Origin of the sequence: Bradyrhizobium sp. G127 (assembly GCF_021502575.1) — a bacterium.
Taxonomy (GTDB): domain Bacteria; phylum Pseudomonadota; class Alphaproteobacteria; order Rhizobiales; family Xanthobacteraceae; genus Afipia.
This window is the reverse complement of the sequence record NZ_JAKFGN010000001.1, coordinates 1786408-1812648: the sequence shown is the minus strand read 5'-3', so window position 1 is coordinate 1812648 and position 26241 is coordinate 1786408. Positions and strand designations below refer to the sequence as shown.

The following is a 26241-nucleotide window of genomic DNA, read 5'->3' as shown; positions in this document are numbered from 1 at the left end:
GCCAGAGTCCAATCACTCGTTCGGGATATTCAGCAGTTCGCCGCAAGCCTTGCAATGCACCGCGTCGGGATCGTGACGCAGCAGGCCGCATGTCGGACACTGGAACCGGACTTTCGGCGGCCGCAGCATCGCCCGAACCAGACCGAGAAACAGGGTCACTCCGAATATCATGATGACGACCGAGATCAGCCGCCCGGCCGTGCCGGGCAGCGTGATGTCGCCAAATCCCGTCGTGGTCAGCGCCGTGACGGCAAAATAGAGCGCATCCGCATAGTTCGCGATGGCGGGATTTTGGCCGTGCTGGGTGACATAGATAAATCCGGTGACCACGAACAGAAACACCAGGATATTGGCGGCTGCGATGATCAGCTCTTCATGTGCCCGGAAATAAGGAAGATCGGCGCGCAGCCGCGAAAGCAGCCGATAGCTGCGCAGCAGACGCAGCGTGCGCAAGATGCGCAGGAAAGCAGCCGGTTCACCGGCCAGCGGGGCGAGAAACGAAATGATGCTTGCGATATCCGTCCATGTCACCGGGTGCAGGAGTTCGCGCAGCGGCTTCCTGACAATGAGCATCCGCGCCAGAAATTCGGTGAGAAAGACAAGACCGAAAACGACGTCGACCGATTCAATCCAGACATTGCTCTGGATGAACGATGTCGCCACGATGAAAGCAATTGAAACAATATCGATGACAAGCAAACCGTATCGGAACTGGTGCGCAGTGACGGACTCGCCGTCATAGAGATTCCTGATCCGGGCCTGTAGCCGCTTCACCGCCGACCCGCCTGATCTCATCTGAAATCCAAACCCATTGGGGAACTCTTCCGAAGGCGACCCTGCCCGGCCGCAGGATCATGCCCCAACAACCGACAGGAAGACAGTGCGGCAACCTACCAATGAGTCGGGAAGCGAAATCCAGTCTCGGCGCGCGGCTGGCCTAATCCGGCCGCGACCGCTCGATGATCGCCGCAGCGCCCTTCGCCAACAGATCGAACGCCACGGTGCGGCCCAGCTCGCGCGGCTTGTCAGCGGGGCCGGTGCGCGTCGCCTCTAGCAACTGATCGCCCTCCAGATCGAGCACCGACGCGGACAGCGTCATCTGCCGGCCCTCGATGCTGGAAAATCCCGCGATCGGCGAATTGCAGTGGCCGTTGAGCACCCACAGCACCTCGCGTTCGGCGTCGGCGCAAAGATGCGCGGCAGGATCGTCGATCAGCGCCAAATAGCGCCGCGTCTGCCAGTCGCTGGCGGCGCATTCCACCGCGACGATGCCCTGCCCCGCTGCAGGCAGCATCTCGCGCGGGCTGAATTCATGGGCGATGCGGCCCGCAAGCCCCACGCGCTCCAGGCCCGAGCGCGCCATGATCAGCGCATCCGCAGGCCCGACCTCGCCGCCGCCAGCCAGCCGCTGCATCTCGCGATTGTCGAGCTTGCGCACCCGGGTATCGGCCGCGCCGCGAAAGTGAATCACCTCGATCTCGGGAAACAGCCGCCGCACATAGGCCGCGCGGCGCACGGCATTGGTCCCGATCTTGAAGCCCCTGCCCTTGCTACGCTTCAGATCGTCGAGCGTCACACCCGCGCGCAGCACCAGCGCATCGGTCGGCGGATCGCGCGACAGCGTCGCCCCGATCACCAGACCCGGCGTGTCCTCGTTACCCGGCATGTCTTTCAGCGAATGCATCGCCGCGTGCAGGTCACCCGCGATCACCGCTGCGCGGATTTCCGCAACGAACGCGCCGCCCTTGCCGCCGTGCGGCAGCAGCAGGCCGACCTGGTCCTGATCGCCCTTGGTTTCAAACTTGACGATTTCGACGTCGATATCCGGGCTGGCTGCGGACAACCGGCGCGCGATTTCCTCGGTCTGCGCCAGCGCCATCGCGCTTTTGCGCGTGCCGATCCGCATTGAAACTGCTGCCACGTCCGCTCCGCCTTTGAATTTGGCGGCACCATACGGCGGGCGGTCCCCGGAATGCAAACGTGTTTGGGACCGCGTCGTCCCGGCGCAGGCCGGGACCCATACTCCCGGCCGGAGTATTTTATCCGGGATTGGCGGCTGCCTCAGTCTTTATACAGAGAAAGCGGTGGTTATGGGTCCCGGCCTGCGCCGGAACGACATCCGGTTTGAAACGAAGCTCACCAGCTAACGCCTCACACCTGCCAGAGCGCGCGCGCGGACGGCAGGCTGACATCGGCCAGACGCACCGCGTCCTCGTTCTGGTCGAGCGCGATATATTGCCCCTGCCAGTAGGTCAGCGCCGGCTTGCCCGGCGACACCCGCAGGTCCAGCACGCGGCCGATCACGATGGCATGGGAATGCCGCTCGACCACATGCTCGACCTCGCAGTCGAACACCGCCAGTGCGCCGGCCAGCAGCGGCACGCCCGACACGAGGCTGACCCATTCGGAACCGGCGAAGCGCTCCGCGCCCCTCAGGCCCCCGATGCCGGAGAACCGCTCGGCGACGTCGACATGATCCGCGCTGAGAATGTTGACGCCGAACACGCCATGCTTCTGCAACAGCGGCCACGACGACGCGCCGCGGTTGATGCTGACGATCAGCGCCGCCGGCTCCACCGACAGTGACGACACCGACGTCACCGTCATGCCGGACAGATCGTTGCCCCGCCCGACCGTAATCACGCTAACGCCGCCCGCGAGCGAGCGCATAGCGGTGCGAAAGTTGTCCGCCGTCGTGACCGTGCCGATCTTGGTCTCGCGAATGTTCCGGACCAGCGAATTCATGTCAGCCTCACGCTCCGACTAGTGTCGTTTTGGTTCGCAAGTCCGCAAATGGACGTGCCGAGCAAATGTTGCGGACTTCCCAACCACCACACTAGTCGCCAGTTTCTTTCAGCAGTTCGCGAAGGATGTTCCCTTCCAGCGCGGCAAGCTCTGCTGAGCCGCGCTGGCGCGGCCGCGCCAGATCCACCGTTATATCGTGCACGATGCGGCCGTCTTCAATGACCAGCACGCGATCCGCCAAGACTACCGCCTCGGCGACGTCATGCGTGACTAGAATTGCCGTAAAACCCTGGTCATGCCAGACACGTTCTAAAAGATGCTGCATCGAAATCCGCGTTAGCGCATCGAGCGCGCCGAGCGGTTCGTCGAATGCCAGCACGCGCGGATGACTGACCAGCGCGCGCGCGAGCGCGACTCGCTGCTTCTGCCCGCCCGATAGCACCGCAGGCCACTGGTCGCGCTTTTCGTCGAGGCCGACTTCCTTCAGGGCTTCGTCGGCGCGGATTTTCGCATCGGGCTTTTCCCGGTCGCGGCCGAGACCGACTTCCACATTCGAGAGCACGCGCGCCCAAGGCAACAGGCGCGGCTCCTGAAACATGACGCGGACATGATCGCTCGGGCGGCCTTCATGATCGCCGAACTCGATAGTGCCCGCGGTCGGCTGATCGAGCCCCGCGATCAGGCGCAGCAACGTGCTCTTGCCGCAGCCGGATTTGCCGATGATAGCGACCGACTGTCCTGCCGGAATGTGCAGATCGATCCCACGCAGCACCTCGTTGTCGCCGAACGACTTGCGCAGGCCGCGAATGGTCAGCGACAGCGCCCGTGACGGATCGCGCGGCGCATTACGGGTCACCTGCGCCTCGTGAATCAGATTCGCTGCGGCACCGAGGGCCTTGGCGTCGACGGGAGCAAATCGAAGAGCCTGGTTCATCGTCACTCTCATTTTTTCTGGAAGGCGGGATGCCAGGACAGCGTGAAACGCTCCAGCACGCGCGCGGTCGAGTCGGCGACCTTGCCGAGCAGCGCATAGATCAGGATCGACAGCACCACCACGTCGATCAGCATGAATTCGCGCGCCTGCATCGCCATGTAGCCGAGGCCGGATGACGCCGCGATGGTCTCGGCAACGATCAGCGTCAGCCACATGATGCCGAGCGCAAAACGAAGACCGACGAAGATCGACGGCAGCGCGCCCGGGAAGATCACCCGGCGGAATAGTTCGCTGTTGGTCATGCCGTAGATGCGGCCCATCTCAATCAGTTGCGGGTCCACCGTCTTGATGCCGTGCAGCGTATTCAGATAGATCGGGAAGAATACGCCAAGCGCGACCAGAAACAGCTTCGCCGACTCGTCGATGCCGAACCACAGAATGACGAGCGGGATCAGCGCCAGATGCGGCACGTTGCGCACCATCTGCAACGTCGTGTCGGTCAGCTTGTTGCTGAGCTGCGAAAGTCCGTTGGCGAGGCCGAACGCGAAGCCGATGCCGCCGCCGATGGCGAAACCGACGCTCGCGCGCCAGAAGCTGACCCAAATGTTGCGCCCGAGCTCGCCGGATTGCGCCAGCTTCCAGCCCGCCAGCGCTACATCGGTCGGCGCCGGCAGCACCCGCGCCGACACGAAACCGGTGACGCATGCAATTTGCCACACCAGCAGGATCAGCAGCGGCACGATCCACTGCGTCAGGCCGTCGGCGCGCGGAATGCGAAAACCGCGCGGGCGCGATTGCGATACCGACTCGGCCAGACTCATGACGACGACGCCTGCTTGTCAGGGCGATGTTCGTTGGCGATGGTTTCGCCGAACGGCCCGGTGTTGACCCGCAGTTGCGTGACGTTGGCCGGCTGCTGCAACGTCAGCAGCGGGAACACCAGTTCTGCGAAGCGATAGGCTTCCTCGAGGTGCGGATAGCCCGACATGATGAAGGTATCGACGCCGACGTCCTGATATTCCTTGATCCGCGCCGCCACCGTCTGCGCATCGCCCACCAGCGCGGTGCCCGCGCCGCCGCGGACAAGACCGACGCCCGCCCACAGGTTCGGGCTGATCTCGAGCTTGTCGCGGCGTCCGCCGTGAAGCTCGGCCATCCGCCGCTGACCCACGGAATCCATCCGCGAGAAAATTTTCTGCGCCTGCGCGATGGTGTCGTCGGTGACGTACTGAATCAGTTCGTCCGCCGCGCGCCACGCCGCCTCGCTGGTCTCGCGCACGATGACATGCAGCCGGATGCCAAACGATAGCTTGCGGCCGCGCTTGTCGGCCACCGCCTTCACCCGCGCAATTTTCTCGGCCACCTGCGCCGGGGGCTCGCCCCAGGTCAGATATTTGTCGACGGTGTCGACCGCCACATCGATGCCGGCGTCGGACGAACCGCCGAAATACAGCGGCGGGCGCGGCGACTGCACCGGCGGGAACAGCAGACGGCCATCCTCGATGGAGATGTGCTTGCCCTGCACGTTCACGGTCTTGCCCGCGAGCAGGTCGCTGTAGACGTTCAGGAATTCGCGCGTCACCGCGTAGCGCTCGTCGTGCGGCAGGAAGATTCCGTCGCCCTTGTTCTCGACCGGATCGCCGCCGGTCACGACATTGACGAGCAACCGTCCATTGGAAATGCGATCCAGCGTCGCGGTCATGCGCGCCGCGACGCTCGGTGATTGCAGGCCCGGACGCACAGCGACCAGATAGCGCAGCCGTTCGGTAAACGGCGCAACCGACGAGGCGACGATCCAGGAATCCTCGCAGCTCCGACCGGTCGGCAACAGCACGCCGAAATAGCCGAGTTGGTCGGCGACCTGCGCCACCTGGCGCAGGTAGTTGAAATTCACCTCGCGTCCGCCGGTGGTGGTGCCGAGATAGCGGCCGTCACCGTGGGTCGGCAGGAACCAGAGGATGTTGGCTGGGGTTTTGTTCGCGCTCATGATCCGGACTTCTTTGCTACGTCGGAAATTTTGATAGCCTTGGGAATCAGGCCGAGACTGAAGAACGTGTCGGCGACCTGTTGCTGCTCGGCGATGACCTGATCGTTGATCGGCTTGATGCCGTAGGACTGACGGTTCAGGGCCAGTTCAAGCACCGGAACCGGCAGACCCACCGACGGGCTGAGTTGCTCGGCGACCGCCTTGATGTCGGTCTTCGCCCAGCCATCCACTTCGCTTAGCTGCGCCAGCACCACATCGACGATCTTCGGATTACTGCCGATGAACTTCTGCGAAGAGAAATAGAACTGGTAGTTCGAGACGGTGCCGGTCCCGTCGGCCAGCGTGCGGGCCTGCGTCGCCACTTCGGCAGCGGCCTGGAACGGATCCCAGATCACCCAGGCGTCGACAGCCCCCTTCTCGAAAGCCGCACGTGCATCGGCCGGAGCAAGGAACACCGGCGTAAATTCCGAGTACTTAACGCCCGCCTTCTCCAGCGCCTTCACCAAGAGATAATGAACGTTGGAGCCCTTGTTCAGCGCGACCTTCTTGCCCTTCAGGTCGGCGACCGTCTTCAACGGACTGTCTTTCGCAACGAGGATCGCCTCGCCCTTCGGCGCCGGCGGCTCATAGGCGACATATTGAATCGGCGCGCCTGCGGCCTGCGCGAAAATCGGCGGCGCTTCGCCGGTGTTGCCAAAATCGATCGCGCCGACATTCAGCGCCTCGAGCAGTTGCGGCCCAGCGGGGAATTCCGTCCAAGTGACCGTATAACCGAGTTCCTTCAGCTTCGGTTCGAGCGAACCCTTGCTCTTCAGCAGCACTAGCTTGCCGTATTTCTGAAAGCCGATGCGGACCACCTTGTCCTGCGCCTGGACAGGCAGCGTGGTCAGCGCGAGTGCTGCGACGGCGGAAGCCGCGAAAGCGAGCCTTGCGAGTGAGCGGCGTGTGTGCATGAAGGTTATCCTTGATGAAAACGGAATTTGCGAACGAGGATCAGGTCTGCGGCGTCTTCCAGACGATGTCGCGGACGGCGATGGATTTCGGAATCAAGCCAAGCTTGTGGAAGCTGTCGGCGACGCCCTGCTGGGTCTCGATGATGCCTTCGGTGACCGGGCCGATGGCGAACGATGCGCGGTTCGCGGCTAGCGTCTGGATGTCGAGCGGCACGCCGGTAATCTCATACAGCGACTTCGCCACCGCCTCGCGATTGTTCTCCGCCCAAGCCGCCGCGGTCGAAAGGCCGCCGATCACCTCGCGCAACGTTCCCGGATTCTGATTGGCAAAGTCGCGATTGGCGATGAAGAAGGCGTTGGTTTTTCCGACTTCATAGGCGTTGATGAGAATGCGCGCGTTCTGCTTCTTCTCGCCGATGGCGAAATAAGGGTCCCACACCGCCCAGGCATCGATGCTGCCGTTGGCAAAGGCCGGGCCGGCATCCGGCGGCGTCAGATAGACCGGCGTAATGTCATTATAAGTGAGACCGGCCTTGGCCAGCGTCAGCACGACGACGTTGTGCGCGCTCGATCCCTTGGTGAAGCCGACGCGCTTGCCCTTGAGGTCGGAGATGGTCTTGATGGACGAAGTCTGCGGAACCAGAATGCCCTGACCGTTGCTGATCGGCGACGCGGCGGCATAAACGATATTGGCATTCGCGGCCTGCGCGAAGATCGGCGGCGAGTCGCCGACAGCGCCGAAATCCACACTGCCGTTGCTGATGGCCTCCATCATCGGCGGGCCGGACGTGAACTCGACCCATTTCACCAACGTGCCGCTCGCGGCGAAACGCTTTTCGATGGTTCCCTGCTGGCGCGCGATCACCAGAACGCCGGTTTTCTGATATCCGATGCGAACTTCCTTCGCCACCGCCTGCGCGCGCGCGGATGTCGCGGCAAATGCCGCCATCGCCGCCGTGGACAGTTTCAGAAATTGCCGCCGCTCCATTCCAGTCTCCCGCAAATCGAATACGCACACATGTTGCGCAAGTAATCCGGGATGATGGTCATGCGAATTGGGGGTGTCGAGTGCTGCGCAAAAATAGCGATGCCCGCACTGTTTTAGTGCGCACGATCAATAAAAATATTTCCGCAACGGCACCGATTGCAGGCCGATCTTCTGCACACAATCCGGCCACAGCGGCGTTAACGATGAAAAACCCCTGTATGAGCGGCCAAATCAGTCACGGACGCGTGAAGGCGCGGCGATTCCACGTCGTGCAATCGTTTCACGCGGCGCGCCGAAAGGAGAATGAAGTAAGCGCGCAGCCTCCGAACTTTGGCAACTCATTATCCGGCTTGTTTCCTAGAGTTGCACGACACGGATCGGCGATCCGGCTTCATTTCGACAGCCGCCAGCAATCGCCGCCGCAGGGGACATGAAACCATGACGCAACGTTTCAGATTATTTCGATTGAAACCGGTCGCCGGCATATTCGCCGCAGCGTCATTGCTGCTCGCGGCGACCGCCTCGTTCGCGCAGGACAAACCCGCCGACCAGATCCGCATCGGCTTGCAGAAATCATCGACGCTGATCGCAGTGCTTCGCGCCAACGGCGAACTGGAAAAGGCGCTCGCGCCGCTCGGCGTCAAGGTCTCCTGGCATGAATTCTCCAGCGGCCTGCCGCTGCTGGAATCGCTCGGCGTCGGCAATCTCGATTTCGGCGCGGATGTCGCGGACACGGTGCCGATCTTCGCGCAGGCGGCCGGATCGAAACTCGCTTACGTAGCGGAAGAAAGCGCGTCGCCCGCGGCGCAAGCCATTCTCGTGGCCAAGGATTCGCCGATCAAGACGCTGGCCGATCTCAAGGGCAAGAAGGTCGCGGTGACCAAGGGCGCAGGCAGCCACTATCTGCTGCTCGCAGCCCTCGGCAAGGCCGGGCTGAACTTCAAGGACATCTCGCCGGCCTATCTCGCCCCCGCGGACGGACGCGCCGCCTTCGTCAGCAACAATGTCGATGCCTGGGTGGCGTGGGACCCGTTCCTCACCAGCGCGCAGCGTCAGTCCGGCGCGAAGGTGCTCAGCGACGGCAGCAACGGCCTCGCCAGCTACAAACGTTACTACCTCGCCTCGGAAACCTTCGCCGACCGCCGCAGCGACGTGCTGAACATCGTGTTCGCCAAGCTGCGCGACACCGGCAAGTGGGTGAAGGGCAATCCAAAGGAAGCCGCCACGCTGCTCGCAGGACTCTGGGGCATCGATGCGCCCACCGTCGAGGAAGCCAACAGCCACCGCAGCTACGGCGCCGGCGCCGTAAAGCCCGCCGGCCTCACCGAGCAGCAGAAAATCGCCGACGCGTTCTTCGGCGAAGGGCTGATCCCGAAAAAACTCGACACCACCGCTGTCAAGATCTGGACGCCGAACGCGCCATAATGTCTTGATGGGTTCATGACCCAGTCCGAGCGTTCCGCCACCGGCGATCTTCCAACCGTTGTGATCGTCGGCGGCGGATACTCGGGCGCGGTGCTGGCCTGGCACCTGCACCGGACCGCGCCCTTCGCGCATAACATCGTCATCGTGGAGCCGCGCGACGAACTCGGGCGCGGCCTCGCCTATGACAGCCATGATCCGGCGCACCGCATCAACGTGCCCGCGCTGAAAATGAATCTGGACTTCGACGAGGAAGGCCATTTCGAACAATGGCTGATCGCGTCGGGATACCCGGCGCGCGATCCGGCGGCGCAGGTTCCCGGCGCGCTGTTTCCCACCCGCGCGGCGTTCGGCGATTATGTCAGCGCGCATGTCGGGGAGATTGGCCGCGCGGTCACCCACATCAAGACCAAGGCGCGCGCCGTCATTCCGGAACAGAATGGCTATCGGGTCTCGTGCGCGACCGGCAATGACCTTCACGCCGATGTCGTGGTGCTGGCGGTGTGTCACACGCCGCCGCAGGTGCCCTCGTCCATCGCTGCACTTCAAGATCGCCCGCGATTCATCGCCGACCCATGGCAGACCGACGCGCTGCGCGGCATCGCGCCCGATCATCGTGTGCTGATTGTCGGCACCGGCCTCACCATGGCTGACATCGTCGCCTCGCTCGACCGGCAGGGCCATCGCGGCACGATCGCCGCCGTGTCGCGGCGCGGCCTGCGCTCGCAACCGCATGCCCCGTCGCAAATGGAGCCGTTCGGCGACTTCATTGAAGACCCCGAGCAAACCACGCTGTCGCTGCTGCGCCGCGTTCGCCGCGCTATCGCGGAGGCATCGAAGCAAGGCCTCTCGTGGCATCCGGTGCTCGATCAGTTGCGGCTGCAAGGCACCCCGATCTGGCGCGCGCTGCCGCTGCATGAGCGCGCCAAACTGGTTCACCATCTGCGCCCGTTCTGGGACACCTATCGTTTCCGCATCGCGCCGCAGATCGATGACATCATCCGGCGCCGGATCGCGGACGGCACGCTGACGATCCGCGCCGCGTCGCTCCGCGCCAGCGCAACGCAGGGTGATGATTTCGCGGTCGATCTGCGCCCGCGCCGCAGCCGCGACTGGACACGCGAAACCTTCGACGCTGTCGTGATCGCGACCGGACCGGCCCATGGCACGGTGTTCGCGACCAATCCCCTGCTCGCGCAGATCGGCGAAACCGGCCTCGCCCGTCCCGATCCGCTCGGTCTCGGCATCGACGTCGATCTGAGCGGCCATGCCATCGGCCCGAACGGCGACGCCGCCGGATCGCTGTTCGTGGCGGGGCCTTTGGCGCGCGGCACGTTCGGCGAATTGATGGGCGCGCCCGATCTGGCGCGTTATGCCCGCCGGATCGCGGAGACCATCGCGCGCGAACACAGCGGCGCATCGCGGTTGCCTCCGCGTCCCGTCCCGGCCTAAAACATTCCATCGATCACGCGCCGGCCGTTCGCCGCGCCCATCAGACAGCCGGAGAAGCCGTCAATGACGCCCGCCCTCGCGCGCATCAGTTTTCTTGCGCCCTTGTTCGTCCCCGCCAACCGGCCCGAGCGTTACCAGAAAGCCGCCAATTCCGGCGCGGACGGCGTCATCATCGACCTCGAGGATGCCGTTGCGCCGGATGACAAGGACGCGGCGCGCACCACGCTGCTGGGCGCATCCGTTCCGGTCAATTCCATCGTGCGCATCAACGCCGCCGCGACCCGCTGGTACGCGGACGACGTCGAGGCGGTGAAGACACTCGCCGTCGGCGTCATGCTGCCGAAGGCGGAGACGGCGGAGCAGCCGGAATATCTGCGCGCCGCGCTCGGCGACCGGCCGCTCATCGCCCTGATCGAATCCGCGCAGGGCCTCGCGAACGTGCGCGAGATCGCGCAACACGCCGACCGCCTCGCCTTCGGCTATATCGACTTCAGCGCCGATCTTGGCTGCAGCATGGAGCGCGACGCGCTGCTGATGGCGCGCGCCGAAATCGTGCTCGCCTCGAAACTCGCAGGCATTCTACCGCCGCTCGAAGGCGTGACACCGTCATTCGACGATGCGGGGCTGGTGGAAGACGATGCGCGCTATGCCGCGTCGATGGGATTCAGCGGCAAGCTCTGCATCCATCCGAAACAGATTCCGCCGACGCTGAAGGGTTTCCGCCCGGCGGATACCGACATCGCATGGGCGACCAGGATCGCCAGCTCCGGCGACGGCGCGGTCTCTGTCGATGGCATGATGGTCGATGCGCCGGTGCGGCTGCGCGCGCAGCGGATTCTCGCCGCTGCAAAAGCGAGCGACGCAGCTAAGGGCTAGCTGCCTGCCACCGGCGGCCAGGTCGCCAGCACCATCTCGGCAATCTTCTTCAGATCCTCGCGGGTGGTGCCGCCGACGGCCTGCACAGCAATGCCCTGCATCATGGTCGCGATGTAGCGTGCCAGCACGGTGGCGTCCGCCGTCGCGGGCAGATCGCCTTCGGCCTTCGCCCGCTCCAGCCGCAGCCGCAGGTCCTCTTCCCACGCGGCGCGGCGCGTGCGCAGCTCCTGCCGGATGGATTCAGCCGCTTCGCCGCAGGTCAGCGCGCCATTAATAGAGAGACAGCCCGCCGGGCATTCCGGATCGGTCACGGCCTCCACTTCACCGTAGAGAAGGTTTTCGACCACCGCGCGCGCCGTCGGCTGCTGCAGCGCCAGCTTGGCGTATCCGGCCGGCCCGTCGAGATAGGTGTCGAAGGCCTTGCGAAATAGTTCTTCCTTGTTACCGAACGCCGCATAAAGCGACGGCTTGGTAATGCCCATGGCTTCGGTCAGGTCCGCCATCGACGCACCCTCGTACCCCTTCTCCCAGAAAACGTGCAGCGCGTTTTCCAGAGCCTGGTCGAGATCGAATTCGCGGGGGCGGCCGAGCGCCATGATTAGAGCACCTCTACTTTTGTACTATTCGTTAGATATGTCCCTTGACGACGAAAGTCCAAGCCCCATCTGTACCGCACGTTATAGATTTTGCGATGCAACCTGTTAAGATTTGAGGATCGGGAGCCGGACCACTGGTGACGAATATCACCGCCTCCCTCCAAAACATTGTTTTGCATCAAAAAAATCAACTTCTGGTAGTCGGCACGAAGCCGTGGGGCACGTCATGAGAACTCTTTCCTTTACAAAACGTCTTGTTGCAGTTGCGTTCGGACTGGCCGTCCTGGCGGGGGCCGGAGCCTTTTTCTGGACCGGAAACAGCCGCGCCCAGGCGGACGCCGGGGCGGCCAAGGCCCCGCCGGCGACGCCGGTGTCGGTGGCCGACGTCCGGGAGCGGGAAACCGCGATCTGGGACGAATTCTCCGGCCGGCTCGAGGCCATCGAACAGGTTGAAGTCCGTTCGCGCGTCGCGGGGGCCATCCAGGAGATCCGGTTCCGCGAAGGCGCGCTGGTTCAGAAGGACGACGTGCTGGTGGTGATCGATCCGGCGCTCTACGCCGCCGAGGTCGCCCGCGCCGAAGCCCAGGTCGCCGCCGCGCAGGCCCGGCTGGTCTTCACCAAAAGCGATTACGAACGCGGCCAGCAACTGACCGGCTCGCAGACCATCTCGCAGCGCGACCAGGACAACCGCGTCAACGCCTATCGCGAAGCGGAAGCCAATCTCAAGGCCGCGCAGGCCACGCTGAAAACCGCCCAGCTCAATCTCGGCTACACCGAAGTCCGCGCGCCCGTCACCGGCCGCGTCGGCAAGCGCGAGATCACCGTCGGCAACCTGATCGCGGCCGGCCCCGGCTCGCCGCTGCTGACCACCATCGTCTCGACATCCCCGATCTACGCTTCGTTCAATGCCGACGAACAGGTCGTGCTGCGCGCGCTCAACGCACTCGGCGACGACGCGGCGGCGTCGAAGACCGGCCGCATCCCGGTCAAGATGGGCACCGCGACCAGCGACGGCACGCCGTTCGAGGGCCACATGCAGCTGATCGACAATCAGGTCGATCCGCGCAGCGGCACGGTTCGCGTCCGCGCCGTGTTCGACAACAAGGATGGCCGCCTGCTTCCCGGACAGTTCGTCCGCCTGCAGATGGGTCAGCCCAAGAGCGAACGCGCCGTGATGGTCAATGAACGCGCCGTCGGCACCGACCAGAACAAGAAATACGTGATGGTCGTGAACAAGGAGAACAAGGCCGAATATCGCGCAGTCACGCTCGGCGTGGCCGTCGATGGCCTGCGCATGGTCACGTCGGGCCTGAAGCCTGGCGAACAGATCGTGGTCAAGGGACTGCAACGCGTGCGGCCCGGGGCTCCCGTCGCGCCGCAAGTCGTGGCGATGGACGCGAATTGAAGCCCTGAACTTAACGAAAACACCAGCCGCAGCGCGCCGTCACCCTGAGGTGCCGTCGCGAAGCGGCGGCCTCGAAGGGCGACGGCATTGTTCTGATTGTCATCCTTCGGGGCTCGCAAGGGCTCGCACTCAGGATGACGGGACCCGCCTGTTCTCCGGCGGCCCTTCCAGAACAAGTCGCGCGGACGAGCGCGACAATTTACGAGATGAGATAGCGCCATGAATTTCTCGAAATTTTTCATCGACCGGCCGATCTTCGCGGGCGTTCTCTCGATGCTGATCTTCCTCGCCGGCCTGCTGTCGCTGCCCGCGTTGCCGATCTCCGAATATCCCGAGGTCTCCCCGCCCACCGTCGTGGTCCGCGCGCAATATCCCGGCGCGAATCCGAAGGTGATCGCGGAAACGGTCTCCACGCCGATCGAAGAGCAGATCAACGGCGTCGAGAACATGCTCTATATGAGCAGCCAGGCCACCACCGACGGCGTGATGACGCTCAACGTCACCTTCCGCCTCGGCACCGATCCCGACAAGGCGCAGCAGCTGGTGCAGAACCGCGTGTCGCAGGCCGAACCGCGCCTGCCGGCGGAAGTCCGCGCGCTCGGCATCACCACCATCAAGAGTTCGCCCGATCTGACGATGGTCGTCCATCTGTTGTCGCCGAACGATCGCTACGACATGACATACCTGCGCAACTACGCGGTGCTGAACGTCAAGGACCGCCTCGCGCGCATCCAGGGCGTCGGTCAGGTGCAACTGTTCGGCGCGGGCGACTATTCGATGCGGGTCTGGCTCGATCCGCAGAAGGTCGCCGAGCGCGGTCTCTCCGCCAGCGACGTCGTCAATGAAATCCGTGCGCAGAACGTGCAGGCCGCGGCCGGCGTGATCGGCGCATCGCCGAACGAGACCGGGCTTGACCTTCAGCTTTCGGTGAACGCGCAGGGCCGCCTTCAGAGCGAAGAAGAATTCGGCGACATCATCGTCAAGACCGGCGCCAGTGGCGAGGTCACGCGGCTGCGCGACGTCGCCCGCCTCGAACTCGGCGCGGCGGACTATTCGCTGCGCTCGCTGCTGAACAACAAGTCGGCGGTTGCCATTCCCATCTTCCAGGCGCCCGGCTCGAACGCGATCCAGATTTCCGACAGCGTCCGCAAGACCATGGCGGAGTTGAAGGAGAACATGCCGGACGGCATAGACTACAGCATCGTCTACGATCCGACCCAGTTCGTCCGTGCGTCCATCGAGGCCGTGGTGCATACGCTGCTGGAAGCCGTGGCGCTGGTGGTGCTGGTCGTCATCCTGTTCCTGCAGACATGGCGCGCCTCAATCATTCCGCTGATCGCCGTTCCGGTGTCCATCGTCGGCACCTTCGCGGTGCTGTTCGTGATGGGTTTTTCCATCAACGCGCTGACCCTGTTCGGCCTCGTGCTGGCCATCGGCATCGTGGTCGACGACGCCATCGTCGTGGTCGAAAACGTCGAGCGCAACATCGAGAAAGGCCTCACGCCGATTCAGGCCAGCTATCAGGCCATGAACGAGGTCACCGGGCCGATCATCGCCATCGCGCTGGTTCTGGTCGCGGTGTTCGTGCCGCTCGCCTTCATCAGCGGCCTGACCGGCCAGTTCTACAAGCAGTTCGCGCTGACGGTTGCGATCTCCACCGTGATCTCCGCGTTCAACTCGCTGACGCTGTCCCCCGCCCTCGCCGCGCTGCTGCTGAAGTCGCACGACGCGCCGAAGGATGCGCTGACCCGCGCGATGGACAAGGGTCTCGGCTGGTTCTTCAAGCGGTTCAACACATTCTTCCATCGCGGCTCCGAGGCCTATAGCGGCGGCGTCAAGCGCGTCATCTCCCGCAGGTTCCTGGTGATGGGCGTCTATGTCGCGCTGATCGCCGTCACCTACGGCCTGTTCAAGGCGGTGCCGGGCGGCTTCGTGCCCGGTCAGGACAAGCAGTATCTGGTCGGCTTCGCGCAGTTGCCCGACGGCTCGACGCTCGACCGTACCGAAGAAGTCATCCGCCGCATGAGCGACATCGCCCTGAAGCAGCCCGGCGTGGAAAGCTCCGTGGCGTTTCCCGGCCTGTCCATCAACGGCTTCACCAACTCGTCGAATGCGGGCATTGTGTTCGTGACGCTGAAGCCGTTCGAGGAGCGCAAGGACAAGAATCTGAGTGGCGGCGCCATCGCCATGGCGCTGAACGGCAAGTTCGCCGGCATCCAGGAAGCCTTCATCGCAATCTTCCCGCCGCCTCCGGTGCCGGGTCTCGGCACCATCGGCGGCTTCAAGCTGCAGATCGAGGATCGCGTCGGCGCGGGCTACAATGCGCTGGACGAGGCCACCAAGGCGTTCCTCGCCAAGGCACAGACCACGCCGGAACTTGCGGGACTGTTCTCCAGCTTCCAGGTCAACACGCCGCAGCTTTACGCCGACATCGACCGCACCAAGGCGCGGCAGTTGAGCGTGCCGGTGACCAGCGTGTTCGACACCATGCAGATCTATCTCGGCTCGCTCTACGTCAACGACTTCAACAAATTCGGCCGGACCTATTCCGTCCGTGTGCAGGCCGACTCCAAGTTCCGCGCCCGCGCCGAAGACGTCGGACTGTTGAAGGTCCGCTCCAACACCGGCGAGATGGTGCCGCTGTCGGTGCTGCTGCGCGTGCAGTCCAGCGCCGGGCCGGAACGCGCCATGCGCTACAACGGCTTTCTCACCGCCGACGTCAACGGCGGCCCCGCCCCCGGCTATTCCACCGGACAGGCGCAGGACGCTGTCGACCGCATCGCCAAGGAGACCTTCCCGAAAGGCATCGGCTATGAATGGACCGAACTGACCTATCAGGAAATCATCGCCGGCAACTCGTCGCTGTATGTGTTCCCGATCGCGCTGTTCCTGGTGTTTCTGGTGCTGGCCGCGCAGTACGAGAGTCTAACGCTGCCGCTCGCCATCATCATGATCGTGCCGATGAGCCTCTTGGCCGCGATGTTCGGCGTCTGGATCACCGGCAGCGACAACAACGTGTTCACCCAGATCGGCCTCATCGTTCTTGTCGGACTATCCGCCAAGAACGCGATTCTGATCGTGGAGTTCGCGCGCGAACTTGAGTTCGCCGGACGCAAGCCGATCGCGGCGGCCATCGAAGCCAGCCGGCTGCGGCTGCGGCCGATCCTGATGACGTCGCTGGCCTTCATCATGGGCGTGGTGCCGCTGGTGACGTCCACCGGCGCCGGCTCCGAGATGCGTCACGCCATGGGCGTCGCGGTGTTCTCCGGCATGATCGGCGTCACCGCGTTCGGCATCTTCTTCACGCCGGTGTTCTACGTGCTGCTGCGGGCGCTGGCGGGCAATCGCCCGCTGACGCAGCACGGCGAAGGCACCATCGAACACATCCCCGCCCCCGTGCATCAACTGAAGGATGCCGCCGAATAACCCGCCCCACCGGGCGGGTCGCACCACCGGTGCCGCGCTGAATGCCCGTTCCAGCGCCGTGCCCGCGACGAAGCAATCCGGTCCTTGCCCCTCCAAAGGCCGGATTGCTTCGCTCGCACCTTTTGAATGCGGAAACAAAAATGGCCGGGAATTTTCCCGGCCATCGTTTTTGTTCACAACGAAACAAATTCTCACGTCGTCCCGGCGCAGGCCGGGACGACACCCGTGAAATTCACCCCAGCGTCTTCGCCAGTGCGTGAAACTTCTCGAGCTGATCGGTTTTCAGCGCGCGGTTCTCGTCACGGCCGACGAACACCTTGAACATCACGCCGCCGTCGACATTGAGGAACGCCACGAAGGCCGACGACTTGCCCATGAACGGCCGCTCGACGAAGGCGATGCCGCCGCAGCGCTCATGCCGCAGATGGCCGTGCATTCCCTTCGGCTTCATGATGTTGTAGTAGCCGCGGCCGATTTCGCCGCCGCCCACCGGCTCGGTGACTTCGAAGATGCCGTCCTCGGTGTGGATGATCAGCGTCACCTCGCCCCATGTCGCGATGTCCTGCATCGCGGCGACGAAGGCCGTGCCCGGTTTGAGGCTGCGCATCTCGTCCGGCAGCGCCTCGATGACGGCGCGCGCCGTGACGTTCTTCTCGCGGGCGACGTCCTCGATGACGCCGCCCGGATTTTCCGCCATGTGCTTGCGCAGGTCGGCGAGATCGGTACTCAGCATGGCCTTGCCCTCTGCGCGCGGCGGATCAAGCCGCGGCGCTGGTCTTGCGCTCGGTCTGGATGATGTCGAAGCCTTCGAACTTCGGATGGCCGAGATAGAGGCTCTCGCCGGTCTGGTTGTCGGCGCGGGCATGCGCCTTGCGGAACTGCTCGGACTTGGTCCACGCCTCGAACGCTGCCTTGTCCGCCCACAACGTATGGGTCGAATACAGCGTGTGATCGTCGGCCTTCGGCCCGCGCAGCAGATGGAATTCGATGAAGCCCGCGAGTTCACTCAGATAGGACTCGCGCGTTGCCCAGATGGTTTCGAACGCCTGTTCGGAGCCGGTCTTCACCTGGAATCGGTTCATTGCAATAAACATCTGTCTTCTCCTGTTTGCCTTATCTTAAAGGCATGCCGCGATTTATCAAAGTCCATATCCGCATCCTGCAAGAAGCGTGCGCCTCTCCCAATGTCGCAAACGCGACAAACCGCGCGAAAAAATCCGCGCGGCTTGTCCTGTGCTGAATGTCTCGGCGCGACAACGCGCGCTCAGGTGCCTCCGAAGTGATACTTGAGCCCGGCCTTGTAGACGATGCCGGCGCCCGCGCTGGCCCACAGCACGTCGTTCTGCGGCGACGTGAAATCGGCGGCGCGCGGAATGGCGTAAGGCCGGTAGTACTGATTGAGGAGATTCTCGACCGAGAAGTTCAGCGCAAAATCCTTCGTCGGTCTCACTTGCAGATACAGGTTGACCAGGTCGTAGGACGTGCCCGGCAGATATGTGACCGGAATGTCAGTGTTGCTCTTCACCGACGTCCACATCGCCGACAGTATGACCTGGTTGTCGAGGAAGCGCAGACCCGCGGTCGTTGTCACTTTCTGCGGCTGCACGCTGTACAGGCCGATGTTGGTCTGGGTGTTCTTCCCTTCCTGAAGCGTCAATGACACGCCGACAAAATAATCGTTCGCATCGTACATCGTTTCGGCTTCGAAGCCCTGGATCCGGGCATGAGCGATGTTCTGGTACTGCAGATACGTCGTCGGAAACACGCCCGGAATCGGCGGGAACGAGTTGAACGGAGGTCCCGTGAACTGAACGCTGTCGATATAGTCGTCGACATCGTTGCGGAAGAGATTCAGCTTGCCGCGGAAGCTGTCACCGGCCCTGAACAGGTCATTCTTCTTGATATTGAGACCGATTTCCTTGGTCTTGCCGACCTCGGGGCGCAGGTTGGGATTCGGCAGGAAGCAGAAGAAGCCGCGCGTGCCGTCCGGGCAGATCGAAAAGTCACCCTGCCCGGCGCCGGTTGCGACGTGGGCGCTGTCCACCAGCGTTTCGGTGATCGAAGGCGCGCGGTAGCCTTCCGCATAGCTGACATAGGGCGTCACGACGCTCGCCGGCAGAAGGCCGATGGTGATCTTCGGCGAGAAGCGGTCGCCGCTGGCGGAGCCCGCTGACGAACTGAGCTGATAGTTGTCGTAGCGGACCGCGCTGACCATCTCGAACAGCGAGGTGTAGTTGGTTTTCCACTGAACGAACCCACCTGAAACGGTGCGCTCGCCCCCGGGCGTCGTCTTGTTGGAATTACCGCTCTTGTCGGCAGTCGAAACGTCGTCGCGGAAGCCGTCAGCGCCGTAGGTGATGGCGTGGCGCCAGTCACCGGTCTCAAAGCGCGACGTGTTGTGAACATCGAACCCGAAGGTGTCGATCAGATAACTGCGCTGATCGCCGACGCAGCCGGTGATGCTGTTGCCGGGCTGGCCGCCGGCGCAATTTCCGGTCGCCAGCGCCGAGTTGTGCAGGGTCTTGACCTGCTGGCTGCCGGTCCGGTTCCAGTAGATTTTGGCATCCCAGTCAAAAATCTGATCATCGGGCCGGGAGTACTTCCAGCCCAGCGTAGTGGTGTAGTTCTTCAGGTTGGTCGCGTAGACCGACGTGCCGTTACCTGCGGAGCCTGGCTGCGCGAAGGGTTGCCCGACAGGACGGCGGGGCTGGCCGACATTATAGATGTCTTCCTGGAAGATGCCGCCGAGCTTGATTTCATGTCCGTCGGCGGGACGAACGGTGAGCTTTGCAATACCGCTCGAGAGCCGCTGCGCGCTGTTCTCGACCGGGATACCAAGACCGTCCTTGTAGTTGTCCTGCGTCGAGTAAGTTCCGCCCGCGAATACATCGACATTCGGGTTGACGTGCACGCCGCCGAAGATCGAGCCGAGCGCGCGGCCGTGGTTGGTGCCAAACACCGTATTGGTGTCGACGCCCCATCGTTCACCGGGACGCACCACATCCTGGATATCCTTGGTGCGGAAAGAAGCCACGCCGCCGATTGCGCCCGAGCCATAAATATTGGCGGTCGGACCGCGCACGATGTCGATGCCGCCGATCAGTTCGGGGTTGAGGAAGAAAGAGCCATTCGAGTTGTGGCCAGTGCGTTGATAGTTCTGACGCGCGCCATCGACGACGACTGCCACACGGCCGAAGTCCTGCAAACCGCGGATGTTGATCGCCGTGGACGGATCGTCACCGCGATCCTGTAGCCAGACACCGGGAATATTGTAAACGAGATCGCCGACGCGTGTCGCCATTCGTCCCTGGATCTGCTCCAGCGTCACCACACTGACCGGCGCCAGCGCGTCGATCGCGCGTTCCTCCGTCTTGGTTGCGCCGACGGTGATTTCATCGAGCGATTGATAGACCGGCTTGCCGACCTGCGCATTCGCGTTCATCGGATTGCTCGGCAGCGGCACTTCCGCCATCGGCTTTGCCGCGCGCTTCTTCTTGACCGGCTTCGGCTTCACCACCTGCGCGGGTGGTTCAACCGATTGCGCATAGACCGGCGTCGCTGCAATCCCCATCGCAACAACAGACACAGATACGAGAAGCGCGCACACGCGCGCGTTCAGCCCCAACATGACAGCCCCAACTCTTTATTATGATTTGCTGCGGCTGGCGGGCATCGCCTCGAAAGGCGGCTGGCTGGCTCTCGTGAATCGCGCCGGACCTTTGCCAGCGTCCTGACACTATTCGTAAATACCCGGCGTAAGGTCAATCGCGCCCGGTTAAGTTTACATCAATTGTAAATTAGAGCGTTGGCGTTTGTGCGGAGGCAAAATTAAAGAAGAACAACGATTTCTCGAACCGAACGCGCAAGACGGATGAATGCTGACCACCGAGACCCTTCCGGCGATCCGGACAAGCAGATTAGAACAACTCTAATTGAGCGCTCGGTCCCGTTGGCGGATAACCGCATCAACAGCCGCGACCTGTTTTCCGCCACGCGGGAAATTCTTATCCTGCACGGCGAGGAAACCTATCGCCTGCGGCTGACCGCGCAGAACAAGCTGATCCTGACCAAATGAAAATTCAGATGTCTGTCCGCCGCACGCTTGGGATAGCTCTCGGCCTCGCCGCAAGCCTTTATATCGGCGCGATCTCGTTCGCCACGGCGCGGGCCGACAGCATCGTGATCCATGACGCGCGCGGCCGCGACGTCGTCATCGGCAACACATCCCGAATCGTCTCGGTTGGCGGCGCGATCACAGAGATCCTGTATGCGCTCGGTTTGCAGGACCGCGTCGTGGGGATCGACAGCACGAGCCTCTATCCGGTCAGCGCCCTCGCCGAAAAGCCAAACGTCGGCTACATGCGGCAACTGTCGGCCGAAGGCGTGCTCGGTCTCAACCCGCAACTGATCCTGGCAGTTGAAGGCTCCGGTCCCAAGGAAACGCTCGATGTACTGGATACCGCGAAGATTCCGCTGGTGTCGTTTCCGGACAACTACACCGAACAGGGCGTGATCGACAAAATCAAGCTGGTTGCCCATGCGATGGATGTCGATGCGCGCGGCGCGTGTCTCGCGGCGGCCGTCAACCACGACCTCGCCGAACTGAAGAAGCTGCGTGACGGCGTCAGGCAACCGGCCCGCGTGATATTCGTGATGTCGTTCCTCAACGGCCGCGCCATGGTGGCTGGCCAGAAGACCGCGGCGAACGAGATCATCAAGATGGCCGGCGGCGTCAACGCCGTGGAAGGCTTCGATGGCTACAAGCCCGTCAATGACGAAGCCATCGTCGCGGCCAGGCCCGATGTGGTGCTCACCATGCAGCGCGGCCGGGAGCAACTCGACGCCGCCACCGTGTTCGCGAATCCGTCGTTTGCGCTGACGCCAGCGGCTGCGAAAAAGGCGTTCGTCGCGATGGACGGACTTTATCTGCTGGGCTTCGGCCCGCGCACCGCCGCCGCCGCCCGCGATCTGGCCGTGTCGCTCTATCCCGATCTGGCGGACAAGGCCGCGACATGGAAGCCGGCGGCGCTGTCCGTCGATTGCCACAAATGACAACCGCCGACGCCGCGTCGCCGGCCGCGGCCAATGTTCGTGCGCCCTCCATGCGGCCTTCGGCAGTCGCTGTTTATGCCATCCTGATCGCGGGCGTTCTCGCGGTCGCGCTGCTGGCGACCACGGTCGGCGCGGCGGGCATTCCGCTGCCGCGCCTCGCCGCAGCCCTCGGACTGAGCATCGCGGGCGCAGACCCCGCGATGCTGGCGCGCGACGAACTGGTGCTGTGGACCATCCGGATTCCGCGCATCGCCATCGCGGGCATGATCGGCGGCCTGCTCGCGCTGTCGGGTGCGATCATGCAGGGCCTGTTCCGCAATCCCCTCGCCGACCCAGCGCTGGTCGGCGTCTCGAGTGGCGGCGCATTCGCAGCCGCAACCGCCATCGTAATTTCAGACAGCGCATGGGGCGCAAGCTTCCGCTTCCTGCAACTGGAGCTGCTGCCGATCGCGGCCTTTGCAGGCTCGCTGCTGACCACCATCGTTCTCTACAAGATCGCCAGCCGCGAAGGCCGCACCTCGGTGGCGATCTTCCTGCTGGCGGGCCTTGCGATCGCGGCCATCGCCAACGCCGGCATCGGCCTGCTGGTATTCGTCGCCGACGACCGGCAACTGCGCGACATTACATTCTGGCTGTTGGGCTCGCTCAGCGGCGCGACATGGCCGAAAGCCGGCATCGTCGCGCCGGTCGCGTTGCTGGCGTTGCTCGCGATTCCCCTGATCGCGCGCGGCCTCGACGTGCTTGTGCTCGGCGAAGCCGAAGCGTTTCACACCGGCGTCGATGTCGAACGCCTGAAGAAAATTTCCATCGTGCTGATCTCGGCGATGACCGGCGTCGCGGTGTCGATCTGCGGCGTGGTCGGCTTCGTCGGCATCGTGGTGCCGCATCTGCTGCGCATCGTGATCGGCCCCGGTCACCGGATGCTGCTGCCCGCTTCGATATGCCTTGGGGCCATTCTCCTGATCCTTGCCGATACACTGGCGCGGGTGCTCGCCGCTCCGGCCGAAGTGCCGATCGGGATTCTCACCGCGGCGCTCGGCGCGCCGTTCTTCCTGTTCATCCTGCTGCGGCAGCGAAAGCTGATCGGATGACCGCGCCTTCCGCCCCCGCGCTGATCGAAGCCGATGCGGTCTGCATGAAGATCCGCCACGCGACGCTGCTCGACAGGGTGTCGCTGCGGCTCTACGGCGGCGAGACCGTCGCCATCGTCGGACCGAACGGCGCGGGCAAGTCCACGCTGCTGCGATTGTTGTCCGGCGATCTGCGCGCGACCTCCGGCAACGTCCGGCTGAAAGGCCGCGACCTCGCCTCCTACGGATCGCGGGACCTCGCCAACCATCGCGTCATGCTGTCCCAGCACATTAGTGTCTCCTTTCCGTTCACCGTGGAGGAGATCGTCGCCATGGGCGCGGGCGATCGGCCGCGCGCCGTGTCGCAGCCGCTGGTCGATGCCGCCATCGCAGAGTTGCAGCTTGAGCCCTTCCGTTATCGCGACCTGCCGACATTGTCCGGCGGCGAACAGCAGCGCGCGCATTTCGCCCGCGTTCTCGTGCAACTGGCCTGCGGCGAAGCCGAGTTCGGACCCGGCGTGCTGCTGCTCGACGAGCCGACATCGAGTCTTGATTTGCGATATCAGATCAACCTTGTCGAAACCGCCAAGCGCCGCGCCCGCTCCGGCACCGCCGTGGTCGCGGTGCTGCACGATCTCAACCTCGCCGTGCGGTTCGCCGACCGAATTATAGTTCTGCGCAAAGGCGGCATCGCCGCCGACGGCACGCCGGCCGACACCATCACCGACCGGATGATCGCCGACGTATTCGATGTCGAAACCAGCATCGGCACCGAAAGCGGGCAGCCTTACGTGCTGCTACAACGGATGCAGTAGCCCCGCCTCTCCGGCCGCGTTGGTCCTGTGTATGCCAGACGAACATGCTGCAATGCCGTTGTTCCGGGGGTTGCGTCTGCCGCTCGCGGATGCGAGATTGAAGACCTTCCTGCAATGCACTCAGAAGAACATCCGATGTTTAACATCGGACGTTTTGTGGCGGTAAATAAAGGCGCATGCTAGCGTCAGCCGTTGCCGCTCCAATCGATAGAATCTGAATGAAATCTCCCGCCCGATCCCGTCCGAAAGCTGCCCCCAAGCTGGTCAAGCCGGGGCGCATTCAGTCCGTGCTGAAAACGCTCGGCAGCGAGATCGCGCAGGATATGATTCCGGTCGGCGCGACCCTGCCGCCGGAGCACGATCTGGAAAGCCGTTTCGGCGTCGGCCGCGGCGTGGTGCGCGAAGCGATCAAGACGCTGGCCGCCAAGGGGCTCGTGACCGTTCGTCCGCGTCACGGCACCCATGTCCGGCCGCGCGGCGACTGGAGCCTGCTCGATCGCGACGTGCTGAGCTGGCTGGTGGGAACGGACGAGCCCAATCGCGCGCTGCTGCTGGCGTTGCAGGAAGTGCGCCTCATTATCGAGCCCGCCGCCGCCGCGCTCGCCGCCGAGCGCGCCACCGCGAAGGACCGCAAGCGCATCAATGCTGCACTCGCCGCGATGGAAGCCTCGCACGACGTGCCGACCGCCATCATCGCCGACAAGGCGTTTCATCTCGCCATTATTGACGCCACCCACAATCCGGTGCTGCAGGGTTTTCGCGGCGCCATCGACACTATTCTGAGCGCGGTGTTCATGGTCGCGACCGGCAGCCCCGGCTGGTTCAACGAGAACCTGCCGAACCATGCCATCGCCGCCCACGCCATTACCGAAGGCAACGCCGAAAAGGCCCACGCCGCGATGCGGCAGGTGCTCGGCTACACGCAGTTCAAGCTGTCGTCGAAGAAGAAGTACGGCCGCAACGCGCAGATTTCGGCTGGCGAAACCAAACCGAAGCGCAAGCGCCGCGTCGCCTGACGCGCCTGCCCCTGCATGCGGCGTTTCGTCCCTCCGCGCTGTTTCGCAACCGCGTCATGGACGGACCCGAAAAGCATCCGTAAGCTGTCCGCGATTTGCCGACGCACGATGAACGGGCGCGGACAGGAGCCGGCTTCGACCGGACACTCGGGAGGGATACATGAACCGCTTCAAGCGCTTTACGCAAACATTTGGCATGCTGGCAGCCGGCACCGGTGCGATGCTCGCATGGGCAGGACCGGCATCGGCCCAGGACACCTTCAAGGTCGGTATCGTCACCTTCCTGTCGGGACCGGCGGCGGAAAGCTTCGGCGTTCCCGCCGGCAAGGCCGCGGAATTCGTCATCGGCGAACTGAACAAGGGAGCCGGTCCCGCACCCTATAATAAAGTCGGCTTCGGCGGCCTGAAGATCGAGCCCGTGATCATCGACGAGAACGGCGGCGCGACCAAGCAGGTGCAGGAGCTGCGCAACCTTTACCAGCGCGACAATGTCGACGCGGTGATCGGCTATATCGGCTCCGGCGACTGCCTTGCGGTCGCCCCCATCGCCGAGGAACTCAAGAAGCCGCTGTTCCTGTTCGACTGCGGCACCCCGCGTATCTTCGAGGAAGCCAAATACAACTACGTCTTCCGCACATCGGCCCACGCCACGCAGGATAATGTCGGGCTGATCCGCTACATGAAGCTGAAGAACATCAAGATGGATACGTTCTCGGCCATCAACCAGGATTACGCCTGGGGCCAGGACAGCCGCGCCGACTTCGTCGCCGCCGCGAGCCAGCTCTATCCCAACGCCAAGCTCGGCTCCGACCTGTTGCCGAAATTCGGTGCGGGTCAGTACGGCACCGAAATCTCCGCATTGGTCGCCGCCGGATCCGACGTGGTCTATTCCAGCCTGTGGGGCGGCGACTTGCAGGCCTTCATCCTGCAATCGGTGCCGCGCGGCCTCGCCAAGCGCAGCCAGCTCGTGCTCAGCGCCGCCGACCACGTGTTGCCGCCGCTCGGCGACAAGATGCCCGATGGCGTCATCATCGGCGCACGCGGCGCCTACGGCTTGATGTCGCCGAAGACCCCGCTCAACGAGTGGTTCTTCACCGGCTATGAAAAAGCCTACGGCGTCTATCCGGTGCAGGCGGCCTACCGCGTCACGCAATCGATCCTCGGCGTGAAGAATGCGGTCGAGAAGGCGATGGCCAAGAACGGCGGCAAGAAGCCAACGACCGATGAACTGGTCGCCGCGATGACCGGCTCGGAATGGCAGAGCCCCGGCGGCCTGATCCAGATGAAGAACGGCGACGGCCATCAGGCCATCCAGCCGATCGCCTTCAGCCGCACCAAGTACAACGCCGAGAAGAAGCGCGTCGATCTGGTGGACATCGTCAACTTCGAAGCCGAATGCGTCAACCCGCCGCCCGGCGTCAAGGCGATCGACTGGATCAAGGGCGGAATGAAGAACGACAAGTGCAAGTGATCTGATTGGACTGACCGACGCTTGTTTCGTCCC

At 63.6% G+C, this 26241-nt stretch carries 24 protein-coding genes; 12 read left to right on the top strand and 12 right to left on the bottom strand.

The window, feature by feature from the left end; all coding sequences use genetic code 11:
• Positions 1-12: 12 nt before the first annotated feature.
• From LVY71_RS08625 to LVY71_RS08590, 8 genes are all read right to left on the bottom strand, one after another.
• Positions 13-795, bottom strand: coding sequence for a potassium channel family protein (locus LVY71_RS08625; protein ID WP_235099381.1), 783 nt, complete (start codon positions 793-795; stop codon positions 13-15).
• A gap of 142 nt (positions 796-937) precedes the next feature.
• Positions 938-1906: a hydroxymethylbilane synthase gene (hemC, locus tag LVY71_RS08620; protein ID WP_235100062.1), complete on the bottom strand. Its 969-nt coding sequence runs from the start codon at positions 1904-1906 to the stop codon at positions 938-940.
• A gap of 245 nt (positions 1907-2151) precedes the next feature.
• Entirely contained in the window at positions 2152-2745 is a 594-nt protein-coding gene (locus LVY71_RS08615; protein WP_235099380.1) for a flavin reductase family protein, read from the bottom strand.
• 91 nt (positions 2746-2836) lie between these two features.
• Entirely contained in the window at positions 2837-3679 is an 843-nt protein-coding gene (locus LVY71_RS08610) for an ATP-binding cassette domain-containing protein (RefSeq protein ID WP_235099379.1), read from the bottom strand.
• 8 nt (positions 3680-3687) lie between these two features.
• Positions 3688-4500 (bottom strand): ABC transporter permease subunit, encoded by an 813-nt coding sequence (locus LVY71_RS08605; protein ID WP_235099378.1) that lies wholly within the window; start codon positions 4498-4500, stop codon positions 3688-3690.
• Positions 4497-5666 (bottom strand): FMNH2-dependent alkanesulfonate monooxygenase, encoded by a 1170-nt coding sequence (gene ssuD, locus LVY71_RS08600; protein WP_235099377.1) that lies wholly within the window; start codon positions 5664-5666, stop codon positions 4497-4499. The genes LVY71_RS08605 and ssuD overlap by 4 nt, the downstream gene beginning before the upstream one ends.
• Entirely contained in the window at positions 5663-6619 is a 957-nt protein-coding gene (locus LVY71_RS08595; RefSeq protein WP_235099376.1) for a sulfonate ABC transporter substrate-binding protein, read from the bottom strand. Before LVY71_RS08595 ends, ssuD begins: the two co-directional genes overlap by 4 nt.
• Positions 6620-6659: 40 nt before the next feature.
• Positions 6660-7607 (bottom strand): sulfonate ABC transporter substrate-binding protein, encoded by a 948-nt coding sequence (locus LVY71_RS08590; protein ID WP_235099375.1) that lies wholly within the window; start codon positions 7605-7607, stop codon positions 6660-6662.
• 80 nt (positions 7608-7687) lie between these two features.
• Here LVY71_RS08590 and LVY71_RS08585 point away from each other — a divergent pair, with 80 nt between their 5' ends.
• The 4 genes from LVY71_RS08585 to LVY71_RS08570 all read left to right on the top strand — a co-directional run bounded on the left by LVY71_RS08585 (position 7688) and on the right by LVY71_RS08570 (position 11357).
• Complete coding sequence (locus LVY71_RS08585; RefSeq protein WP_235099374.1) at positions 7688-8041, top strand: hypothetical protein; 354 nt, start codon at positions 7688-7690, stop codon at positions 8039-8041.
• Between the two features lie 4 nt (positions 8042-8045).
• Positions 8046-9032 carry an aliphatic sulfonate ABC transporter substrate-binding protein gene (locus LVY71_RS08580; RefSeq protein WP_235099373.1) on the top strand — a complete coding sequence of 329 codons (987 nt, stop codon included), beginning with the start codon at positions 8046-8048 and terminating at the stop codon, positions 9030-9032.
• 15 nt (positions 9033-9047) lie between these two features.
• Positions 9048-10481 carry an FAD/NAD(P)-binding protein gene (locus LVY71_RS08575; RefSeq protein WP_235099372.1) on the top strand — a complete coding sequence of 478 codons (1434 nt, stop codon included), beginning with the start codon at positions 9048-9050 and terminating at the stop codon, positions 10479-10481.
• A gap of 63 nt (positions 10482-10544) precedes the next feature.
• Entirely contained in the window at positions 10545-11357 is an 813-nt protein-coding gene (locus LVY71_RS08570; protein ID WP_235099371.1) for an HpcH/HpaI aldolase/citrate lyase family protein, read from the top strand.
• Here LVY71_RS08570 and LVY71_RS08565 read toward each other — a convergent pair.
• A complete protein-coding gene (locus tag LVY71_RS08565; RefSeq protein ID WP_235099370.1) occupies positions 11354-11953 on the bottom strand; it encodes a TetR/AcrR family transcriptional regulator in 600 nt (199 codons plus the stop codon). The two genes, LVY71_RS08570 and LVY71_RS08565, sit on opposite strands and share 4 nt — an antisense overlap.
• A gap of 226 nt (positions 11954-12179) precedes the next feature.
• On the opposite strand from LVY71_RS08565, the gene LVY71_RS08560 reads away from it, so the two are divergent.
• A complete protein-coding gene (locus LVY71_RS08560; protein ID WP_235099369.1) occupies positions 12180-13358 on the top strand; it encodes an efflux RND transporter periplasmic adaptor subunit in 1179 nt (392 codons plus the stop codon).
• 219 nt (positions 13359-13577) lie between these two features.
• Positions 13578-16784: an efflux RND transporter permease subunit gene (locus LVY71_RS08555; protein WP_235099368.1), complete on the top strand. Its 3207-nt coding sequence runs from the start codon at positions 13578-13580 to the stop codon at positions 16782-16784.
• A gap of 232 nt (positions 16785-17016) precedes the next feature.
• Here the strand turns inward: LVY71_RS08555 and hutX are convergent, their stop codons facing one another.
• From hutX to LVY71_RS08540, 3 genes are all read right to left on the bottom strand, one after another.
• Entirely contained in the window at positions 17017-17517 is a 501-nt protein-coding gene (gene hutX / locus LVY71_RS08550; RefSeq protein ID WP_235099367.1) for a heme utilization cystosolic carrier protein HutX, read from the bottom strand.
• A gap of 25 nt (positions 17518-17542) precedes the next feature.
• Complete coding sequence (gene hmuQ / locus LVY71_RS08545) at positions 17543-17878, bottom strand: heme-degrading protein HmuQ (protein ID WP_235099366.1); 336 nt, start codon at positions 17876-17878, stop codon at positions 17543-17545.
• Between the two features lie 170 nt (positions 17879-18048).
• Entirely contained in the window at positions 18049-20412 is a 2364-nt protein-coding gene (locus LVY71_RS08540; RefSeq protein ID WP_235099365.1) for a TonB-dependent hemoglobin/transferrin/lactoferrin family receptor, read from the bottom strand.
• A gap of 243 nt (positions 20413-20655) precedes the next feature.
• On the opposite strand from LVY71_RS08540, the gene hemP reads away from it, so the two are divergent.
• The 6 genes from hemP to LVY71_RS08510 all read left to right on the top strand — a co-directional run bounded on the left by hemP (position 20656) and on the right by LVY71_RS08510 (position 26208).
• Complete coding sequence (hemP, locus tag LVY71_RS08535) at positions 20656-20859, top strand: hemin uptake protein HemP (protein ID WP_235099364.1); 204 nt, start codon at positions 20656-20658, stop codon at positions 20857-20859.
• Positions 20860-20867: 8 nt separating this feature from the next.
• Positions 20868-21836 (top strand): heme/hemin ABC transporter substrate-binding protein, encoded by a 969-nt coding sequence (locus LVY71_RS08530; protein ID WP_235099363.1) that lies wholly within the window; start codon positions 20868-20870, stop codon positions 21834-21836.
• 50 nt (positions 21837-21886) lie between these two features.
• The gene (locus LVY71_RS08525; RefSeq protein ID WP_235100061.1) at positions 21887-22927 is read left to right on the top strand and encodes a FecCD family ABC transporter permease; all 1041 of its coding nucleotides are present in this window, start codon (positions 21887-21889) and stop codon (positions 22925-22927) included.
• Positions 22924-23721 (top strand): heme ABC transporter ATP-binding protein, encoded by a 798-nt coding sequence (locus tag LVY71_RS08520; protein ID WP_235099362.1) that lies wholly within the window; start codon positions 22924-22926, stop codon positions 23719-23721. Before LVY71_RS08525 ends, LVY71_RS08520 begins: the two co-directional genes overlap by 4 nt.
• 218 nt (positions 23722-23939) lie before the next feature.
• Positions 23940-24737, top strand: a complete 798-nt coding sequence (locus tag LVY71_RS08515) for a FadR/GntR family transcriptional regulator (protein ID WP_235099361.1) — start codon at positions 23940-23942, stop codon at positions 24735-24737.
• A gap of 160 nt (positions 24738-24897) precedes the next feature.
• On the top strand, positions 24898-26208 hold the full coding sequence (locus LVY71_RS08510; RefSeq protein ID WP_235099360.1) for an ABC transporter substrate-binding protein: 1311 nt from the start codon (positions 24898-24900) through the stop codon (positions 26206-26208).
• Positions 26209-26241: the final 33 nt, after the last annotated feature.